Raw genomic sequence first — 18,472 nt, 5'->3', positions numbered from 1 at the left:
TGCCTACTTAAAATACGCTTTCAGCTTCTCAATAGCCTCGCGGGTGGCCGGATTCTCGTTAATCATGTCGTTGACGGCCTGGATGGCATGAATAACCGTACTATGGTCGCGACCCCCGAAGTGGTAGCCGATCGACTTCAGCGGCAGGCCCGTTTTCTCCTTCGCCAGAAACATACCGACCTGACGCGGATACACCAGTTCCCGTTTCCGGCTCTTCGATTTCAGATCTGCTACGGTTACCCCAAAAAAGTCGGCCGTTACCTCCTGCACCGTATCAATGTTGATCTCCTTATCCGAATCAACAACAATGTTCCGCAGGGTCGTTTTGGCCAGTTCCAGGTCGATCTCCCGGCGGTTCAGCGAGGCCTGGGCCATGAGCGAGACAATGACGCCCTCCAGTTCGCGCACATTGGTATTGATACTGTGGGCCAGGTATTCGATCACGTTATTGTCGATATACACCCCTTCGGCCTGTAGTTTTTTCTGGATAATGGCGATGCGCGTTTCCAGGTCCGGCTGCTGCAGATCGGTTGTGAGTCCCCATTTAAAGCGGGACAATAAACGATCCTCCAGCCCACCCAGATCGCGGGGTGAGCGGTCGGAGGTCATTATGATTTGCCGGCCCGACTGATGCAGGTGGTTGAAGATGTGGAAGAAAATCTCCTGGGTCTTCTCTTTTTTCTGGAGAAACTGCACATCATCGATCACCAGCACATCTACCTGCATGTAAAACTGGGTAAAGTCGCGCAGCGAGTCGGTTTTAATGGCATTCAGGAACTGGTTGGTAAACTTCTCCGACGTTACATACAGCACAAACTTATCAAGGTTGTTGTTTTTGATGTAGTTCCCAATAGCCTGCACCAGGTGCGTTTTGCCCAACCCTACCCCGCCGTAGATCATCAGCGGGTTAAATGAAGTCACCCCCGGCCGGGTCGCTACGGCATAGCCGGCATTGCGGGCCAGCCGGTTGCAATCGCCTTCTACGTAATTATCAAAGGTATACGTTGGGTTGAGGTACGAATCCAGGGTGAGCGAATCCAGATCTTTCAGCTCAAACGGGCTACGCAGCAGGTCGGGGCTTACGTTGTCGGGCTTGGCCGTCTGGGTCGATTTGGTGGTCGGCACGTTCACCGTCAGCGGGCGATTCTGTTCATTGCCCTTATCCACAATAATGGAGTACTCCAGCATACCGTCCCGGCCAATGGCCTGGTCGAGCGCCTTCCGCAGGATATGCACAAAGTTATCCTCCAGCCACTCATAAAAGAATTGGCTGGGCACCTGGATCGTCAGCACCTTATCGTTCAGCCGCAGGGGCACGATTGGCTCAAACCAGGTCTTGTAACTTTGCTCGGGAATACTTTCCCGGATGACGTGCAGACAATGATTCCACACCGTCCGAACTTCACGCTGCATTACGGTTTGTGCGGGTACATTCACAGTGAACTTCGCTTATGCGATTTCGCAAAAGGGAGACAAAAGTAGGAAAAAATCCCGCATAGCAAACGGGTTCCCGTCCTACCTTTAGTTAAAAATAGAGGGAAAATCTGAACCAGTCAACGCAATTTTATAATCCCTTCGAATAATACAAGGTCCTTTATCAAACGGTAGGAACAAACCTGCTTTGGAAGCGGAAAAGAGAAAGCGTAATTTTACAAGCCTATCAATACCGCTACGTATGAGCCTGCTTCTTGCCGATTTATTTCCGCCCACCGATAAGGCCCAATGGCTGGCGCAGGTCCAAAAAGACCTGAAAGATCCCACCCTTTCGGCCGAAGCTATCTACGAGGGCCTGCGCCGGCCCACGCCCGAAGGTTTTCGTGTAGAGCCGTATTATACGGCCGAAGATCTGGAGGCTTTACCCCTTGCTGAGTTACAGGCAGCCCAGAAAAAACAGCCCGGCTGGCTGAATACGCCCGAACTCCGGGTGCAGGACGAAAAAAGCGATAATACTACCCTACGGGACTGGCTCAGCCGGGGGGCCGATGCCCTGCTGCTCGATCTGGCAGACAGGCAAGCGAATGGAACCGACCTCACCCGGCTGCTGAACGGCATCAAACTGAGCAACACCCCGGTATTCTTTCGCGTTACCGGTGCCGCTACCGACTGGCTGACGGCCCTGCAGCAAGTAGCGCCGTATCAGCTCAAAGGCGGTTTGCTGACCGACCCGCTCGCCCACTGGACCACCACCGGCCAATCCTACGCGCACGGCCTGACCGCTGTTGCCGAAGCCACCCGGCTCTCGGCCGGTTCTCCGCAGTTCCGCACCCTGACCGGCAGCAGCCAGGCTTTCCATAATGCCGGGGCTACCGCCACGCAGGAACTGGCCTTTTTGCTGGCCTCTCTGGCCGATACCTACGACCAACTGACGGATGCGGGCTTGGCGGTTGAGCAGTTGGCGGCCAAAACAATGCTGTCGGTCCCGGTGGGCACCAGCTATTTTATAGAGATTGCCAAACTCCGGGCGTTGCGGGTTCTGTACAGCCGCTTCCTGGCCGCCTATATCAATGCTAACCCCGCCCCCTGCTACATTCACGCGCAGACATCTGTCTTTTACGACGCCACCGCCACGCCCTACACCAACCTGCTCCGGGCCACCACCGAAGCGATGGCGGCAGTCATTGGCGGCTGCGATGCCCTCACCGTGCATCCGTATGATACGGCCTTCCGGCAACCCGACGAGTTCTCGCACCGGATTGCCCGCAACGTATCGATCCTTCTGAAAGAAGAATCGCACTTGGACAAAGTAGCCGACCCGGCCTCCGGCACCTATTACCTCGAACGCCTGACCCATCAGTCGGTTGAAACTGCCTGGACATTATTTCTGGAGATAGAGCAGTTGGGAGGATTTACGAAAGCCTTTGAGCAGGGCTTTGTTCAAGAACAGATTCAGCAGGCGTACCAGGCCAAGGTAGATGCAGTACAAAACGGCCGGGTACTGGTCGGGGTAACTAAATTCCGTTTTGATGAAGCGGCTGTCGAAAAAACAGAAAAGCCTTCTGCTCCCGCTCAGACAGACAACATCCCGTTATTGCCTGACCGACGATTAGCGAATGAGTTTGATTAGTTTCAAGTTCCAGCTTTTAGCAGAACTGCCCGGCTGAAACTTGAAACATGAAACCTGAAACTTAACTATGCGCCCTGACTTCATCAACGTACAGCCCCCTAAACCAGCACCGGCTGAATCGCCGGCACCCTCTACCCCCTACCGAACAGCGGAAGGCATCAAACTCAAGCCCCATTACGAAGCCGCCGACCTGAACGAAGCCGAACACCTGCACTATGCCGCCGGTATTCCACCGTTTCTGCGGGGACCCTACGCGTCTATGTACATTCGGCAGCCGTGGACCATCCGCCAGTATGCCGGCTTTTCAACCGCTGAGGAATCCAATGCTTTTTACCGGCGCAATCTGGCCGCCGGGCAGAAAGGACTTTCCGTTGCTTTTGATCTGGCGACGCACCGGGGCTACGACTCCGACCACCCCCGCGTAGTGGGCGATGTGGGTAAAGCCGGGGTCGCTATCGATACCGTTGAGGACATGAAGCTGCTGTTCGACCAGATTCCGCTCGACCAGATGTCGGTATCAATGACCATGAACGGGGCCGTGATCCCGATCATGGCGTTTTACATTGTAGCGGCCGAGGAGCAGGGCGTACCGCCCGAAAAGCTGTCCGGCACTATTCAGAACGACATCCTGAAGGAGTTTATGGTGCGGAATACATACATCTACCCGCCCGAACCCTCCATGCGCATCATCGGCGATATTTTTGCGTTTACCAGCCGCCACATGCCGAAATTCAATTCCATCAGCATCAGCGGCTACCACATGCACGAAGCCGGCGCCCCCGCCCATATCGAGCTGGCCTACACGCTGGCCGACGGACTGGAATACATCCGGACCGGCTTGCGGGCAGGCATGAGCATCGACGATTTTGCGCCCCGGCTGTCGTTTTTCTGGGGCATCGGCATGAATCACTTCATGGAAATTGCCAAGATGCGGGCCGGTCGGTTACTCTGGTCGAAGATTGTGAAGCAGTTTGCGCCAAAGAACGCCAAATCGCTCGCCTTGCGGACCCACTCCCAGACTTCCGGCTATAGCCTGACCGAGCAGGACCCGTTTAACAACGTTACCCGCACCTGCGTTGAGGCCCTGGCAGCCGCCCTGGGCCATACCCAAAGCCTGCACACCAACTCGCTGGACGAAGCCATTGCCCTACCCACCGATTTCTCGGCCCGCATTGCCCGCAATACCCAATTGTACCTCCAGCATGAAACCGACATTACCCACGTGGTCGACCCCTGGGGGGGATCCTATTATGTGGAGTCGCTCACCAAAGAACTGGCCGAAAAAGCCTGGGCGCTCATCGAAGAAGTGGAGCAGTTGGGGGGCATGACCAAGGCCATCGAAACCGGCCTGCCGAAATTACGCATTGAAGAAGCGGCCGCCCGCAAACAAGCCCGGATCGACGGTGGCAAAGACGTTATTGTGGGTGTAAATCGGTACCGACCCTCGTCTGAACGAGCCATTGACCTGCTGGAGGTCGACAATCAGGCTGTAAGGGAGGCTCAAATCCGGCGGATAAAAGCCGTCAGGGAAAAAAGGAGTCAGCAGAAGGTAGAACAGGCATTAGCGGCTATTACCGAAGCTGCCCTTACCTCAACGTCAAACCTATTATCTCTTGCCATTGAAGCTGCCCGACACCGGGCTACGCTGGGCGAAATCTCAGACGCTATGGAAAAAGCCTTTGGCCGGCATAAGGCCACCATCCGGGCCGTATCCGGCATCTACTCCGCCGAGGTATCCGACGACGAAAACTTCCGCATCGCCCGCCAACTGACCGACCGCTTTGCCGAACTGGAAGGCCGCCGGCCGCGCATTCTGGTTGCCAAAATGGGCCAGGACGGGCACGACCGGGGGGCGAAGGTCATTGCCACCAGCTTTGCCGATCTGGGCTTTGATGTGGATATGGGACCGCTGTTCCAGACGCCCGAAGAGGTAGCCCGGCAGGCTGCAGAAAACGATGTACACATCATTGGGGTATCCAGCCTGGCCGCCGGGCACAAAACGCTGGTGCCGCAACTGATCGGGGAACTCCGCAACATTGGCCGTGACGATATTATGGTCATTGCCGGGGGCGTAATTCCCGCGCAGGACTACCAATACCTCTACGATGCCGGTGTGAAAGGCGTTTTCGGCCCCGGCACGGTTATTTCGGTGGCAGCCCAGAAGATTCTGAAGGAGTTGATGCCGGAGTTGAACGAAGAGTCGGCAGTTGACAGTAGGCAGTAGGCAGGAGCGGATTTGGGATGGAGCAGGCTTTTTCGTATTTTTAGCTTATTTGCCAATCATGACGAACTTCATTGGGAACCGGGTTGCCGATCTGCTGGATGCTCCCGACGCGAAACTAATAATTGAACGGGTACAAGCCATCCTAAACGACGAGGAACAACGTCGTAAAGAATTCCGGGAGTGGCTGCGCGACGATTTTAAAGCCGAATTTATCAACGGTGAGGTGATTATGCATTCCCCGGCGAAACGTCGGCATTTAAATGCAACCGATAATTTGGCGACACTGCTCCGGATATTTGTTAATTTACATGAGCTAGGTGAAGTAAACACTGAAAAAGCGCTTGTGACTTTGACCCGCAACGACTACGAGCCGGACATTTGTTTCTGGAATGTCAAAACCGCTGAGGCCTTTCATGATGATCAGATGGAGCATCCGGCCCCCGACCTGGTTGTTGAAGTGTTATCCAAAAGTACAGCAGAACGGGACCGGGGTGTCAAGTTTGAAGACTATGCCGCCCATGGCGTAAAAGAATACTGGATTATTGACCCCACCCGCCAAACGGTTGAGCAGTACCAGTTAGACGAAGAGTTTATGGCGTTTGAATCAGTCGCCACGCTGACCATTAAAGAGACTATTATCAGTAAAACAGTATCCGGGTTTCAGATACCAGTGCGAGCCATTTTTGACCGGAAAGTCAACCTGACCGTTTTGCAGGAACTACTGAACCGGTAAACTCTACTTCTTTACAAACGGCAACGCGCCACCCGTCTAAACTGGTGGCGCGTTGCCGTTTCAGGAGAGTACTCTTTAGTTTTTGGTTAGTACACTATCCGGCAGCACTTTTACGTCCAGACCGGTAGCTTTTTTCAGCAACTCCCAGTTGTTGCGGCCATCGGCGTAGGCGGGGTTCACAAGCATCGACTGGTTGTAGTAATACGACGCCAGTTGGTACTTCCCCTCATTCTGATAAATCACACCCAAATTGTTATAAGCCGGGGCATAGTTATTGGCCGCCCGGATTGTCTGCTTGTAATAATACACGGCCGAATCCCGATTGGGGGTAATCTTCTGAAAAACGTAGGCCATCGAGAAATAAGCCTCGCCAAAGTTCGGGTAGATCCGGCACGACTCCTGCAGGTGATTCAGGGCCAGCCGGGCGTACTTACCGGCATCTTTATCAAAAACGGTGTAAGCCGCCTGCGCCTTCTGAATGGAGTCTGCCTTGGTCCGGGTACGCAGCACCATACCTGTAGAATCTGCTTTGGCCCGTGTTTTTACACCCTTATCAATCCACTCGTTGGCAACGTGCCGCTGCACCTGGCAGCTTTTCGGGGCATTCAGCAGGTCTGTGTTAAATAAGGTAAAATTATCTTTCCAGGCTTTATTCCGGTCCACCGTTTTAAACGAATACAAACCAAATACCACCACCACCAGCGCCAGCATGGGCGCATACCGCACCAGCGCCGGCCGGGGCGTGTCTGTTTGGGTACTCTGCAGGCGGTCAAACAACTTTTTCAGCGCCCAGACAAAAATAATGGCAAACGCCAGGGTAGGCGCATACAGAAAACGTTCGGCCAGGATACCACCCCGTGAGAAGATAAAGCCCAGGGCCGGTACCATAGTCACAAAAAACCAGTACAGCCCGAAGCCCCATAGGGTGCGCCGACGAAAACCAATCCAGGCGAGCCAGACTAATACGAGAAAGGTGAGAAAGCCGGTCAATACCATAACCCCCGATTTTTCGGGTGGGATTACATTGTAGGAGTAATCGTACACCAGTGGGTGCGGAAATACCAGCAGCCGAATGTAGTACAGCAGGAATTTAAAGGTGGTAGGCACCTGCGTTTTGGTCATGGCATAGGGATAATTGGCCCAGTCCATCGGCGGATTGCCGCTCAGCGTGCCAATCATCATCTTCTTCTGGAAAAAGAACACAGCCGCCACCAGCAGGAACGGCCACAGGCTCAGCAGCGACCGCCAGACACTCCGCTTGGCAAAATAATACTGCATGGCCGGCAGCAGCGCCAGACTCACAATGGATGTTTCTTTAGACAGGAAGGCCAGGTAGAGCGTGACCGAAGCGGCCGTTATCCAGATGGGTTTATCTGTTTCCAGATACCGCCAGTACATCAGCAGCATAGAAATAATAAACAGAAAACTCATAATTTCGTCTCGGCTCTTGATATTGGCTACCACCTCGGTATGAATCGGATGGGCAATGAACAACAGGCCGATCATAAACGCCATAATGGTTCTGCCCGACAGCCATTTTTGCAGCAAAATACCTAAAACCAGCCCGGTTAAGCCATACAGCACCGCATTGACGATGTGGCTGATTGAAGGGTCATTTTTAAAATACTCCTGCTCAATGGCGAAGGTAATCAGCGACAGCGGCCGGTAGTATCCGAGAGAAATGTTACTGAAGTGCCAGAACTCTACTTTCCACAGATCGGGAATACCCTCCAGCCCTTTCTGTACGAACAGGTTCTGGCTGATAGCCGCAATATCGTCCAGTACGTAGCCGTGTCCGAATGTGTTGATGTATAAAGCAAATGCGACAACGGCCAGAATTGCCGAGGGCCACCAGGAAACCGGCCGGGTTTCTATCGGCAGGTCGGGCTCCGAAGGCGGGGCAGCCGCTTTGGTGGCAGTAGGCTGGGGCCGAACCGGGGCGGTACGAACACCGGCAGGTCGGGAGACTGTCGGCACACCCGTAGAGGACGAGTTGGGAGCAGGTTTAGCCGTTTTGGGGAGTTGCTTTTTTTTAGACATAAAAACCAGTACTATCCGTTCTTTCTGCAAGATTTGTGAACCCTTCCGAATATTCCGGGTTCAGAGTTTATCTTTCTGTTAATCTTTTTGCTATGGTAACGAGAGTCATCAACAAATTTACGCATTCTTACGCAATTGTCAGCGTACTCGTGCTGTCCGGCTGGTTATATAGTTGTTTACCCGGCCCGGCCACCCGCCCGCCCAGCACCAGTACGGGTACCTCCTCTACCCAACCGACCCGCGATGACAATCTGGCCCTGGGCAATCCCAGCCGCGCATCAACCAGTGATCCCGACAATTACCTGATGGTGAAGCCCGGTTATGTGCTATCATATAACCGCAGCCGGGGCATTGCCAACTGGGTAAGCTGGCACCTCAGCGAAGCCTGGAAGGGAAGCGGCACCCGCAGCAATGATTTCCGAGCCGACCCCGCTATGCCCTCCGGCTGGTATGCCGCTAAAACATCCGATTACACCAATACCGGCTTTGACCGGGGCCACCTCTGCCCTTCCGACGACCGCGACGGCTCACAGGAAGACAATAGTCTGACGTTTCTGATGACGAATATTGTACCGCAGGCTCCCCGGCATAACCGCGAAGTCTGGAAAAACCTGGAGGATTATACGCGCACCTTACTGACCGGCAACAACGAAGTATACGTGATGGCGGGCACACTCGGCACGGGCGGAACAGGAGCCAACGGCCCGCAAACGGCTATCGCCAACGGCAAAATTACCGTACCGGCCTCGCTTTGGAAGATCATTGTGGTCCTACCCACCGGCTCCGATGATGCCCAGCGGGTATCGACCAATACCCGCATTATCGCCGTTAACATCCCCAACACACAGACGGCCGCTGATAAACCCTGGCGCAGCTACCTGGTGAGCGTCGACGAACTGGAACGCCTGACCACTTACGATTTTCTTGCGAATGTACCCGTAGAGGTGCAGCGGGTCATTGAAGCGAGGGTGGATGGGAGTATCTAAAGCAGAAGCGGGATGCCGGCCGGCATCCCGCTTCTGCTTTAGGTTACAACTGCGGTATCCGCAGGACCTGACCGGGGTAGATGAGGTCAGGGTTTTTAAGCATGGGTTTGTTGGCTTCAAAGATGACACCATACTTCATGGGGTCGCCGTAGTATTTCTTGGAGATTTTAGACAGCGTATCACCGCTTTCTACCGTATGGAACTGAGCCTGCGGCTGCTGCGGCTCAGCTACTGTCAGCCGGTTGTCTACGGTTGCTACCCCATCGACGTTACCCACGGCAAGCGCAATCTTTTCGGCATCTTCGTGCGACTGTACCTCGCCTTCAAGCACTACCGTATCACCGGCTGTTTTTACCGTCAGTTTGTTGTAGCGCAGGCCCAGTTGTTTGACGTGGTTCAGCAAAGCGCCTGCCCGTAGCGGCTCCACCTCAGCCGATTTTGCCGGATCATTGGCGGGGGCCTGCGGCTCTTTATTCATAACTTTTTCACCGACTCCTTTTAGAAACGTAAGAAGACCCATAATTGCATTGGTTTAAAGATACATGAAGAAAATGGATAGCAATCAAGAAAATTCAATTGAAACATACAACCGGGCCGGGCGGCTATTGTTAGCCTATCCTATTGTAAGTATCAGACCAAACCCCTAAAACATTGTATCCAGCACAGGCAGGTAGCCTTTTCGACCGGTCTCAAACCAGCCCATTCCTTTTATATTACAATTAAATTATTATTAAACATAGGCATTGCCAATCGGTTAGGCATACTCCTATGCTTCCAATAAGGAAGTGACTATGGAACAGCGATCAACACGTAATCTTCATCCATTTTCTGGAGCCGGTAACGGAGGGTCCGGCTGCCGCCGGTTGGTTCGGCATTGCTGTCGCCGGGAAGGTAGATAGGAAACTTGCGGAAGAGATACGGCTTTTGTACCCAGATGCTATCGTGGCCCATATAGCCATTGACGGCAATACTCTCCCAGTTGACCGGAAAAATGTCGCCTTTGTTACTAGCCAGAAACTGCCAGCCATACACGTTGCCGAACGAACCGCTGCCGTAACTGGTCGTGTATATGTACAACTCCGGAAAGCGGTTGTTATCCAGGTCCGCTATCTCGGCATCAACCACAATACCGTCTGTTTCAATCCAGATATTTGTCAGTAAAACCACACCCCGATAAGCCCGAATGTTGAGATCCCGGATTGGACCACTCCCCCCGGCGGTTATGACAAACGAATAGGTATAGTAACGCAGCGTATCTTTATAATCGACAGACCGATAGGCGTAGGTGTCCTGTGCCTTCCCAGGGTTTGTTAACAGCAACAATACTACCAGTCCACCCCAAAATACGTTTAGTGGCATTGCCCATATTGGTTTTCCAAATATAGAAATAGAAATCAAAAAGCCAGCCCGAAATCTCCATTCCCACTTCTCAAATCGTTTACAGCCTGTCGGCCTTAGCGCCTATCCTTGTCTTTATTTAACTTTGCCTGCCATAACAACGGGATATGGAAAAAACCCTGCTGGTCATTGCCGGCCCTACCGCCGTGGGCAAAACGACCCTGTGTGTTCGTCTGGCAAAGGCGTTACAAACCGATGTTGTCTCGGCCGACTCCCGCCAGCTCTACCGTGAGTTGACCATTGGCACCGCTAAACCCACACCGGCCGAGATGGATGGTGTAGTGCATTATTTCATCAATTCACATTCCATGGCGGAGCAGGTTAGTGCCGGCGATTATGAGCGGGAAGCCATGGCCCTGCTGCGTAATCTGTTTCTGGAAAAAGACATCGTGATTTTATCCGGGGGTACCGGCCTGTATATCCACGCCCTATGCGTTGGTCTGGACGATATTCCGCAAATTGACCCTTCGTTCCGTGAGGAGCTTGAGCAGCGGCTTGTTACGGAGGGGCCGACTCCCTTACAGGATGAACTGCGCCGGCTGGACCCGCTATACGCGCAAACAGCCGACCTGCAAAACACGCAACGCGTAATCCGGGCGCTGGAAGTGTGCCTGGCAACGGGGCAGCCATTCTCATCGTTCCGGCGGCAGCAAACCGCCGAACGCCCCTTCCAATCGCGGCTGGTGGCGCTCGAACGCCCCCGCGACGAGCTATACGCCCGTATCGATCAGCGCATGGACGCCATGCTGGACGCCGGGCTCGTCGAGGAAGCCCGCGCCCTGCTGCCCTACCGCCACCATAATGCCTTACAAACGGTAGGCTACAAAGAAGTATTCGGCTACCTGGATGGTGCCTATGACTACAACGAAATGGTACGCCTGCTCAAGCGCAACTCCCGACGCTACGCCAAACGCCAGCTTACCTGGTTTCGGCACCAGGGCAACTACCAGTGGTTCGCTGCCGATGACCTCGCCGGCATTCTTCAATTAGTTAAGAGTTAAGAGTTAGCTGGCGCCCGCTCCTTAATTCTTAACTCTTAACTCCTAAATCGCCCGGTAGGCCAGGATGCCGCCGGTGAGGTTGCGGACGTTGTTGAAGCCGTTCTCTTCCAGAATTTGCTGGGCGCGGGCACTCCGGGCACCTGAGCGGCAATGCACAACAATTTCTTCATCCTGAAGGCCATCCAGTTCATCCATCCGGTAGGGCAACTCACCGAGCGGAATCAGCTCGCCCCCGAGATTATCGTCGGCATATTCATTAGGCTCCCGTACATCAATCAAATGCACTTTTTCTCCCTGGTCGAGCCGGTCTTTCAGCTCCTGTACTGTAATGTCCATGTTTGAAGTTTAAGGTTTGAGGTTTGAGGTTTGGAGTCTGTAGTTGCTACGCCTACAAACCTCAAACTACAAACTATTTCTGAATAACTAATTTCTGGACGACCGTCCGCTGCCCATCCGAGAGCCGAAGGAGGTAAAAGCCACTGTTGAGGTGACCCAGATCGGCGGTTCGGCGGCCAGACGCGGTTGGGATGCTGTGGAGCAGGCGACCGCTCAGATCCAGCACATCCAGGCTGCTGATTGTGTCGGTATCCCACCGAATAGCGCCGGCTGTCGGGTTCGGGTACACCTGCATCGAAACAGGCGGCTCGTCGCGACCGGTTACAACCAGGCTGGCCGTACCACCCATCACCGGACGTATCATCGGCACTCCCCGGATTTCGGAATAGGCCTCCCATCGGCTGCTCAGATTAACCAGCACCTGACCACCAAACGGACTGTTGCGGTCAAAGCCGATGGGTATGGGTGTATCGTTTACCTGCGTAAAAATAATGTAAAATGTATCTTTTACCGCTACGGCATTATCAAACGTAAAATCAACAAACCCATTACGAACAGTAGGGTATTTTACCGTAAAGGCTTTCTGGTAAAGCGCCCGGCTACCCGGCGCACCCCGCTCGTTTGCGTATACGCTGAGGGCAAACAACTGACCCGTCTGGTCGGTCTGGTACGGCAGAAAACACAGGCGAACGCCGGTGACCGCGTCCGGCTCGTTGGCAACAAACCGCATAGCCACCCGCGCCTGCCGCTGGTTTGTCTGAATACCGATTTCGGCTGATCCATCATCGTACGCATAGTAGTTGTCCAGCACAACCTGCCCGGAGATGGTGTCGTTCATACGCAAATTAATGGTTGGAATCGACGGATTCTGATCGTCGGTGGTCAGCACGTCGAAGGTATACCGCAATACCGCCCGGCCGGTAGCGGGTACCCCGGTCAGCGGAGCCGGGCGAATGCGCTTAGCCTGTGAACTCAGCGAGGGAATCAGCACCGACAGGGGCTGCGGTTCGTCCTGTATAGTACGGCCGGTTACCAGTTCCCGGACACGGAAGCGGAAAGTCGTAAAATTGAAGTTGTTGAACAGGTTGTTGATGTCGGTCGTGACCGAGTCGGCGGTTTCGGCAGCCGGGTTAGCCAGGTACTGGCGCAGTGGCATGGCCGTGTATCGCTTCAGGTACGAACTTACCGCCTGCCGGGTCGCAATATCCCTGATATACCGGTCGAACCGCGACCGGCTCCGGTTCAGGTAAATATAGTCGAGATGCCAGGAGTCAAACGCTCCGACCTGGCGATCGAAAGACTGAAAGCGGAACTGAAAACCGGCGTGTAAATACCTCAGATCGGTAACGGCCACCAGCGTTTGGGTAAAGTTGTTGTTCAGTATGCCCCCGCTTTCTTTCCAGACGGTGCGCCACTGTCCGTCGCTCCCCCGAAACTGCAGGCGGAGCGAATCTTCAACGTCGGGGAGTTCGCCCAATCCTTTGCGTTGCCAGTAGAAGCTCAGGTACACCGAATCGGCCGGGGTATAGCCGCCAAGGTTGATAGGCCGCGACATCAGGGTATCTGTGGGGCCGTTAGCGGCAATGGGCACCCTGTTGAAGTTATACGGCCGGCCGCTGGCGTTAAGCCCGTCGAACGTAGCCACGTTAACCGACGGGTGATTGATCGGCATTGTATTGTTGATGTAAACGCCACTGCCCGGCACCCACCGCGCCGGATCGGGTCCGTTGGGCGATGTTGAAAAGTCGTCAAAAAATGGCAGGCTGAGCGGCTGCTGACTCCATGCCGGCGGGGCTGTGGCGGCCAGGAACAGAAACAGCAGTCCGCCACAAAGCATACCCTGCCGGCTCAGCCGTCCGGCAAGGCGTTTATACGGTGGACCAAACGGAAAAAGTATCAACATAGGTGGCGACAGCCTGCTCATTGTTCGTTTTCAATCGGCCCGACAACCCATAAGTCAACGGTTTCACCAACGCGGATGCGGTCACCGGGCCGGGGTTCCGGTTTCTGCCGGACCACCGTTCCCACTTCTTTATCGGGATCGTCTACGGAAATGACCGCCCCGATCTGGAGATTAGACCCTTTGATAATGAGCCGGGCTTCGTCGAGTGGCTTACCTATAACGTTTGGCACCTCAAACGTGGTATTGCCGAGGCCGTCGCCGAGTACCAGATCTATTTTCGCTCCTTTCGGAACGGGTGTACCGGGGCCGACCTCCTGGCCGTTGTACAACTGCTGAAGCACCGAGTTCTTCGCCAGATCGGGCTTGTAGCTGATCGTGCCCAGATCAAGCCCGTTCGACCGCAGAGCCAGTTCCGCGCTGCGCTTGGTCAGGTCGACCAGTTTCGGCATCGGCACCATAGGGGCGGTCAGCTTGGTAACGGTCACATAAATCTTACGACCTTCTTTAACCTTGGCACCGGGGCGGGGATACTGCGTGTATACCGTCAGCGGTTCCATGCCGGCTACATAGGTGCAGTCACTGACTTCGTAGCGCAGATCACGGTCGTTCAGCAGCGCCTTCAGTTCATCGACACTCAGACCCGATAGTTCCGGTACGGTGATGGTTTGGCCGTGATTGGTCGTAAATGGAAGATAGACAAAGAAAAATCCCAGAAAAAGTACGGCCAGCAGCGCCAGAACAATGCCGATATGAGTCAGCAGATCGCTGGCTCTACGGGTGCTTATATTTGCCATTCGGTAGCAATGTCTCCATGTAAAGCTATACTATTAACGCAGTAGGGGCGCTCAGCGGTATTGCTCCAGCATTTTTTTGATGTACTTCCCTACTATATCAAATTCCAGATTCACCTGATCGCCGGCCTGCAAATCGCGGAAGGTCGTATGCTCGTAGGTGTACGGGATAATCGTCACCCGAAAGCCGGTCGGCCGGGAGTCGAACACGGTCAGGCTTACACCATTGATGCAGATAGACCCTTTTTCGACGGTGATATTGCCGGCCTTCGGGTCGTATTCGAAATCGAACAGCCAGCTTCCGGTCTGGTCCTGAACCTGGGTACAAACACCCGTCTGATCGACATGCCCCTGCACGATATGGCCGTCAAAACGCCCATTGGCCGGCATACACCGCTCCAGGTTCACCAGGCTACCAGGCTGTAGCCGCCCCAGATTCGTTTTCTTCAGCGTTTCGTCGACCGCTGTAACCGTGTAGATCTCACCGTCGACGGCTGTAACCGTCAGGCAAACTCCATTATGGCTGACGCTCTGGTCAACCTTCAACTCATGCGTTATGGGCGACGCAATATGAAAGGTAAGGTTAGTACCTTCCGACTCTATATGCTGCACCGTTCCCACCGCTTCTACAATTCCTGTAAACATATACGTATTCCTATAAACCAGAAGGGCTGCCCCTTTCCGCAACAACAGACAATCCTTTTCTGCCGTTCATTCTGCCTACTGCCTGCTGCCGACGGAAGACTTCCTCACCATCTCGTGCTTCACCACATACGGTGGCAGCCCGCTCTGCATCATAAACAGTTTACCGAGGTACTCGCTCAGCATTCCCAGAAACAGCAGTTGCAGGCCGGCCAGCAAAAATACGGCCCAAGCCACAATATACCACCCCCGCACCGAAAACCAGCCGGCCGCTGAGCTAATCAGCAAGCCGAAACCCACCAGTATACCTAACAGAAACAAACCGGCTCCTACGAGCGTAAAAACGCGCAGTGGCCATACAGAATAGCCAATCAGCACGTTCAGAAACAGCGAAATCAGCTTTTTGAGGGTATAATTGGACTGCCCCTCCTGTCGGGGATGGTGGGGCACTTCTACGCTGCCGACGTTTCGGGTAGCCCGGAAAATCAGCCCGTCGATATACGGATACGGCCCCGTATACCGGATGATCTCCTGTACTACCTCATACCGGATCAGCTTAAAACTAGACAGGTACAGTTCGTCTGGTTTACCAATCAGGTGCGTAGCCAGCCTGTTGAGCAGCCGGCTGCCGGCATTCCGGAACCAGGCATGCTGCTTGCGGGCGTACCGGCTATATACTACATCATACCCACCCGCATCGGCCGCATCAACCAGCGTCAGAATAGCCTCGGGCGGATTCTGAAAATCATCGTCGATAATAACGATATACTGCCCGCTTACGTAGTTCAGGCCACACAGCACCGCATTAAACTCCCCGAAGTTCCGGCGCAGGCCAATAAACTGCACATTGGCGTAGCGGTGGGCCATATCCATACAGACGGCTTCGGAGCGGTCGCGGCTGCCGTCGTTGACCAGCACAATCTCGAAGGCATCTCCGCTCAGGCAACCCTGCAACCGGGCCACCAGCGGAGCCAGCGTTTTTTCGCTGTTGAATACCGGGATGACAATGCTCAGTTTCATGACCTCAGGCAGCATACCCGTTGATGGTGTCAATGATGTATTGGACCTGCGTATCCGTTAAGGCCGTGTTCAGGGGCAGGCTCACGACCTCTCGATGCAATTGGTCTGAAATGGGTAACGACAGGTGGGCGTAGGCGGCATAGGCCGGCTGCTTATAGGGAGCCACCGGATAATGCGTATCGGTACCAATACTCCGCTCGTGCAGGTAGTTCCGGAATGCATCACGCTGCGGGTGCCGTATAACAAACAGGTGCCAGACATCGTCAATAACCCCATCAGCCGGCGGTAACAGCACATCGGGATGGGTGATACCGGCCAGATAGCGGCCAGCCAACTGCCGCCGTCGGGCGTTTTCGGCATCCAGATAAGGCAGTTTAGCCGATAATATGGCGGCCTGCACCTCATCGAGCCGGCTGTTGAAGCCGACGTAAGCGTTGCGGTATTTCTGACCGGAGCCATAATTCCGGAGGTAGCGGAGCCGCTCGGCCAGGGTATCATCGTTGGTTGTAATGGCTCCGGCATCACCCATAGCCCCCAGGTTTTTGCTGGGGTAGAAGCTGAATCCGGCGGCATCCCCCAGATTACCGGCTTTCTGGGTCCGGTATACAGCCCCCTGCGCCTGGGCGGCATCTTCCAGCACCTTCAGACCGTACCGGCGGGCCATGGCCGTGATCGGCTCCATATCGCAGCACCGGCCGTAGAGATGGACCGGCAAAATGGCCCGCGTCCGGGCAGTCAGCACAGCTTCTATAGTTTTAGGGTCAAACACATACGTTGTCGGGTCAGGCTCTACAAATACCGGACTCAGGCCGGCATGGGTAACGGCCAGGACCGAGGCAATATAGGTATTGGCGGGCACGATCACCTCACTGGCAGGCGGAAAGTCCCAGGCTTTGAGCACGAGCGTCAGCGCATCCAGTCCGTTGGCAACCCCGATGCAATGCCGGGTACCGCAATACCGGGCAAAAGCCGCTTCAAACCCGGTCACCTCGTTTCCTAAAATATACCATCCCGACTGAATGACTCGTTGAACGGCCTGCGCGATCCGCTCAGCATGGGGCGAATTGACGGCTCCCAGATCCAGAAAAGGGATCATAGCGACGTAGCCAGTTGCGAATTGGGATAAGGCTCATAGATATAATCGGCTTTATCATAACGTTCGTTGGAAAGGACGAGCAGAATGGCGTTTTCGGTGAAACTATCCATGATATGCCAGTCTTTGGGCTCCAGCACCAGACAGGTACTGGGGTTATCAAGGACAAAGGTTTGTTCCCGTACTCCATCATTCGAGTACACCCGGCAGCTACCCGCCAGGCACATCAACGCATTCCACGCCTTGCGGTGGCGGTGGCCCGCGCGGGTTGCATGCTCGGCCCCGTAGATGTAGAAAGCTCGTTGTATAGTACCAGGAATGGTATTCTCAAAGACCGTTAAAGATCCCGATTCAGAGGAAAACGTCTTTAGTTCCAGCAATTTAGCCATACAAACAAAGTAAAGAATATTCTCAAACCCTTAAATGTTGATGCAAGAATGGATATTTGTCACCGATCAAGTAATATTGACCCATTTACTGATTGAGAGAATGAACAAAAAAAGTCATTTTTTCTGAAAGGTTTAGCCCGGTCAGAATCTTTTACATATTAATAAAAAATACCTGATTTTTTTTACCCTGTTTAGCCTATGTTTCGCAACAGAATTTTTCAGATTGGATTACTGCTTACGGTGCTGGTTGTCTTATACTTCATTTTCTTCGATGGGGGGGGCTCAGGCTCGTCCGGCAACGGCTCCGAACGAATTGATCCTGAGTCCTACCGCCGGCAGGTGACGGAGGAACGACAGAAAAAAGATGAGTACTTCCGTACCAATTCGGCCTCGCCCCTGTCCGATAAAGCGGCATTCAATGGCCTGACCTACTACGCGCCCGACCTCACCTATCGCGTATCGGCGCGGGTGGAGCCGTTCGCCGATAAATCCCAGAAGCTGATCATCCGGATGACAGACGGCAGCGAAGAGGTGTATACCAAATACGCCCATGTAGCCTTTAGTCTGGAGGGCTCGGTACACCGGCTGCTGATGCTGCAGCACGACGGAAACCTCTCAATCCTGTTCCGGGATGCCACCTCCGGCAAAGAAACCTACGGTGGTGGGCGCTACCTGGATGTGGAGCCGAAGGAAATCAATAACAACCGGGTCGTGCTGGACTTCAACGCAGCGTATAACCCCTACTGCGCGTATAATCCTGACTATGCCTGCCCGCTCCCCCCCGCCGAGAATACACTACCGGTGGCAATCCGGGCCGGAGAGAAATATGTGGATAGTCATTAGTGGGTAATC

The 18,472-nt window shown here is 54.2% G+C and carries 17 protein-coding genes; 6 read left to right on the top strand and 11 right to left on the bottom strand.

Translation table 11 applies throughout. The features are described 5' to 3' along the window. Positions 1–3: 3 nt before the first annotated feature. A complete protein-coding gene (gene dnaA, locus ABD931_RS09590) occupies positions 4–1,413 on the bottom strand; it encodes a chromosomal replication initiator protein DnaA (protein ID WP_345266389.1) in 1,410 nt (469 codons plus the stop codon). Between the two features lie 262 nt (positions 1,414–1,675). Between dnaA and ABD931_RS09585 the strand changes: the two genes are divergently transcribed. The 3 genes from ABD931_RS09585 to ABD931_RS09575 all read left to right on the top strand — a co-directional run bounded on the left by ABD931_RS09585 (position 1,676) and on the right by ABD931_RS09575 (position 6,021). Further along, positions 1,676–3,064 (top strand): methylmalonyl-CoA mutase family protein, encoded by a 1,389-nt coding sequence (locus ABD931_RS09585; RefSeq protein ID WP_345266387.1) that lies wholly within the window; start codon positions 1,676–1,678, stop codon positions 3,062–3,064. A 67-nt stretch (positions 3,065–3,131) separates the two neighbouring features. After that, a complete protein-coding gene (gene scpA, locus ABD931_RS09580; RefSeq protein ID WP_345266385.1) occupies positions 3,132–5,288 on the top strand; it encodes a methylmalonyl-CoA mutase in 2,157 nt (718 codons plus the stop codon). Positions 5,289–5,346: 58 nt separating this feature from the next. After that, on the top strand, positions 5,347–6,021 hold the full coding sequence (locus ABD931_RS09575) for a Uma2 family endonuclease (protein WP_345266383.1): 675 nt from the start codon (positions 5,347–5,349) through the stop codon (positions 6,019–6,021). 75 nt (positions 6,022–6,096) lie between these two features. On the opposite strand, the gene ABD931_RS09570 is transcribed toward ABD931_RS09575, so the two are convergent. Next, on the bottom strand, positions 6,097–8,061 hold the full coding sequence (locus tag ABD931_RS09570; RefSeq protein ID WP_345266381.1) for a tetratricopeptide repeat protein: 1,965 nt from the start codon (positions 8,059–8,061) through the stop codon (positions 6,097–6,099). A 92-nt stretch (positions 8,062–8,153) separates the two neighbouring features. On the opposite strand from ABD931_RS09570, the gene ABD931_RS09565 reads away from it, so the two are divergent. Beyond that, complete coding sequence (locus ABD931_RS09565; protein ID WP_345266379.1) at positions 8,154–9,047, top strand: DNA/RNA non-specific endonuclease; 894 nt, start codon at positions 8,154–8,156, stop codon at positions 9,045–9,047. A 43-nt stretch (positions 9,048–9,090) separates the two neighbouring features. Here the strand turns inward: ABD931_RS09565 and lysM are convergent, their stop codons facing one another. Beyond that, positions 9,091–9,567 (bottom strand): peptidoglycan-binding protein LysM, encoded by a 477-nt coding sequence (gene lysM / locus ABD931_RS09560; protein WP_345266377.1) that lies wholly within the window; start codon positions 9,565–9,567, stop codon positions 9,091–9,093. A gap of 269 nt (positions 9,568–9,836) precedes the next feature. Continuing rightward, entirely contained in the window at positions 9,837–10,406 is a 570-nt protein-coding gene (locus ABD931_RS09555; protein ID WP_345266375.1) for a hypothetical protein, read from the bottom strand. A gap of 146 nt (positions 10,407–10,552) precedes the next feature. On the opposite strand from ABD931_RS09555, the gene miaA reads away from it, so the two are divergent. After that, complete coding sequence (miaA, locus tag ABD931_RS09550) at positions 10,553–11,446, top strand: tRNA (adenosine(37)-N6)-dimethylallyltransferase MiaA (protein WP_345266373.1); 894 nt, start codon at positions 10,553–10,555, stop codon at positions 11,444–11,446. Between the two features lie 42 nt (positions 11,447–11,488). Here miaA and ABD931_RS09545 read toward each other — a convergent pair whose 3' ends face one another. The 7 genes from ABD931_RS09545 to ABD931_RS09515 form a co-directional block, all read right to left on the bottom strand. Continuing rightward, the gene (locus ABD931_RS09545; RefSeq protein WP_345266371.1) at positions 11,489–11,782 is read right to left on the bottom strand and encodes a rhodanese-like domain-containing protein; all 294 of its coding nucleotides are present in this window, start codon (positions 11,780–11,782) and stop codon (positions 11,489–11,491) included. Between the two features lie 73 nt (positions 11,783–11,855). Further along, positions 11,856–13,685, bottom strand: coding sequence for a T9SS type A sorting domain-containing protein (locus ABD931_RS09540; RefSeq protein ID WP_345266369.1), 1,830 nt, complete (start codon positions 13,683–13,685; stop codon positions 11,856–11,858). Positions 13,686–13,702: 17 nt separating this feature from the next. After that, entirely contained in the window at positions 13,703–14,479 is a 777-nt protein-coding gene (locus ABD931_RS09535) for a PASTA domain-containing protein (protein WP_345266367.1), read from the bottom strand. A 51-nt stretch (positions 14,480–14,530) separates the two neighbouring features. After that, positions 14,531–15,121 (bottom strand): riboflavin synthase, encoded by a 591-nt coding sequence (locus tag ABD931_RS09530; RefSeq protein ID WP_345266365.1) that lies wholly within the window; start codon positions 15,119–15,121, stop codon positions 14,531–14,533. Between the two features lie 75 nt (positions 15,122–15,196). Continuing rightward, a complete protein-coding gene (locus ABD931_RS09525) occupies positions 15,197–16,138 on the bottom strand; it encodes a glycosyltransferase family 2 protein (RefSeq protein WP_345266363.1) in 942 nt (313 codons plus the stop codon). Between the two features lie 4 nt (positions 16,139–16,142). Continuing rightward, a complete protein-coding gene (locus ABD931_RS09520) occupies positions 16,143–17,234 on the bottom strand; it encodes a DegT/DnrJ/EryC1/StrS family aminotransferase (protein WP_345266361.1) in 1,092 nt (363 codons plus the stop codon). Then, positions 17,231–17,620: a sugar 3,4-ketoisomerase gene (locus ABD931_RS09515; RefSeq protein WP_345266359.1), complete on the bottom strand. Its 390-nt coding sequence runs from the start codon at positions 17,618–17,620 to the stop codon at positions 17,231–17,233. The genes ABD931_RS09520 and ABD931_RS09515 overlap by 4 nt, the downstream gene beginning before the upstream one ends. A gap of 198 nt (positions 17,621–17,818) precedes the next feature. Here ABD931_RS09515 and ABD931_RS09510 point away from each other — a divergent pair, with 198 nt between their 5' ends. Next, positions 17,819–18,463: a DUF1684 domain-containing protein gene (locus ABD931_RS09510; RefSeq protein WP_345266357.1), complete on the top strand. Its 645-nt coding sequence runs from the start codon at positions 17,819–17,821 to the stop codon at positions 18,461–18,463. The last annotated feature ends 9 nt before the right edge of the window (positions 18,464–18,472 follow it).

Origin of the sequence: Nibrella viscosa, from assembly GCF_039541875.1 — a bacterium.
In the GTDB taxonomy this organism is placed as follows: Bacteria; Bacteroidota; Bacteroidia; order Cytophagales; family Spirosomataceae; genus Nibrella; species Nibrella viscosa.
The sequence above is the reverse complement of the archived record's forward strand: the minus strand, read 5'-3'. Positions and strand labels throughout refer to the sequence as shown.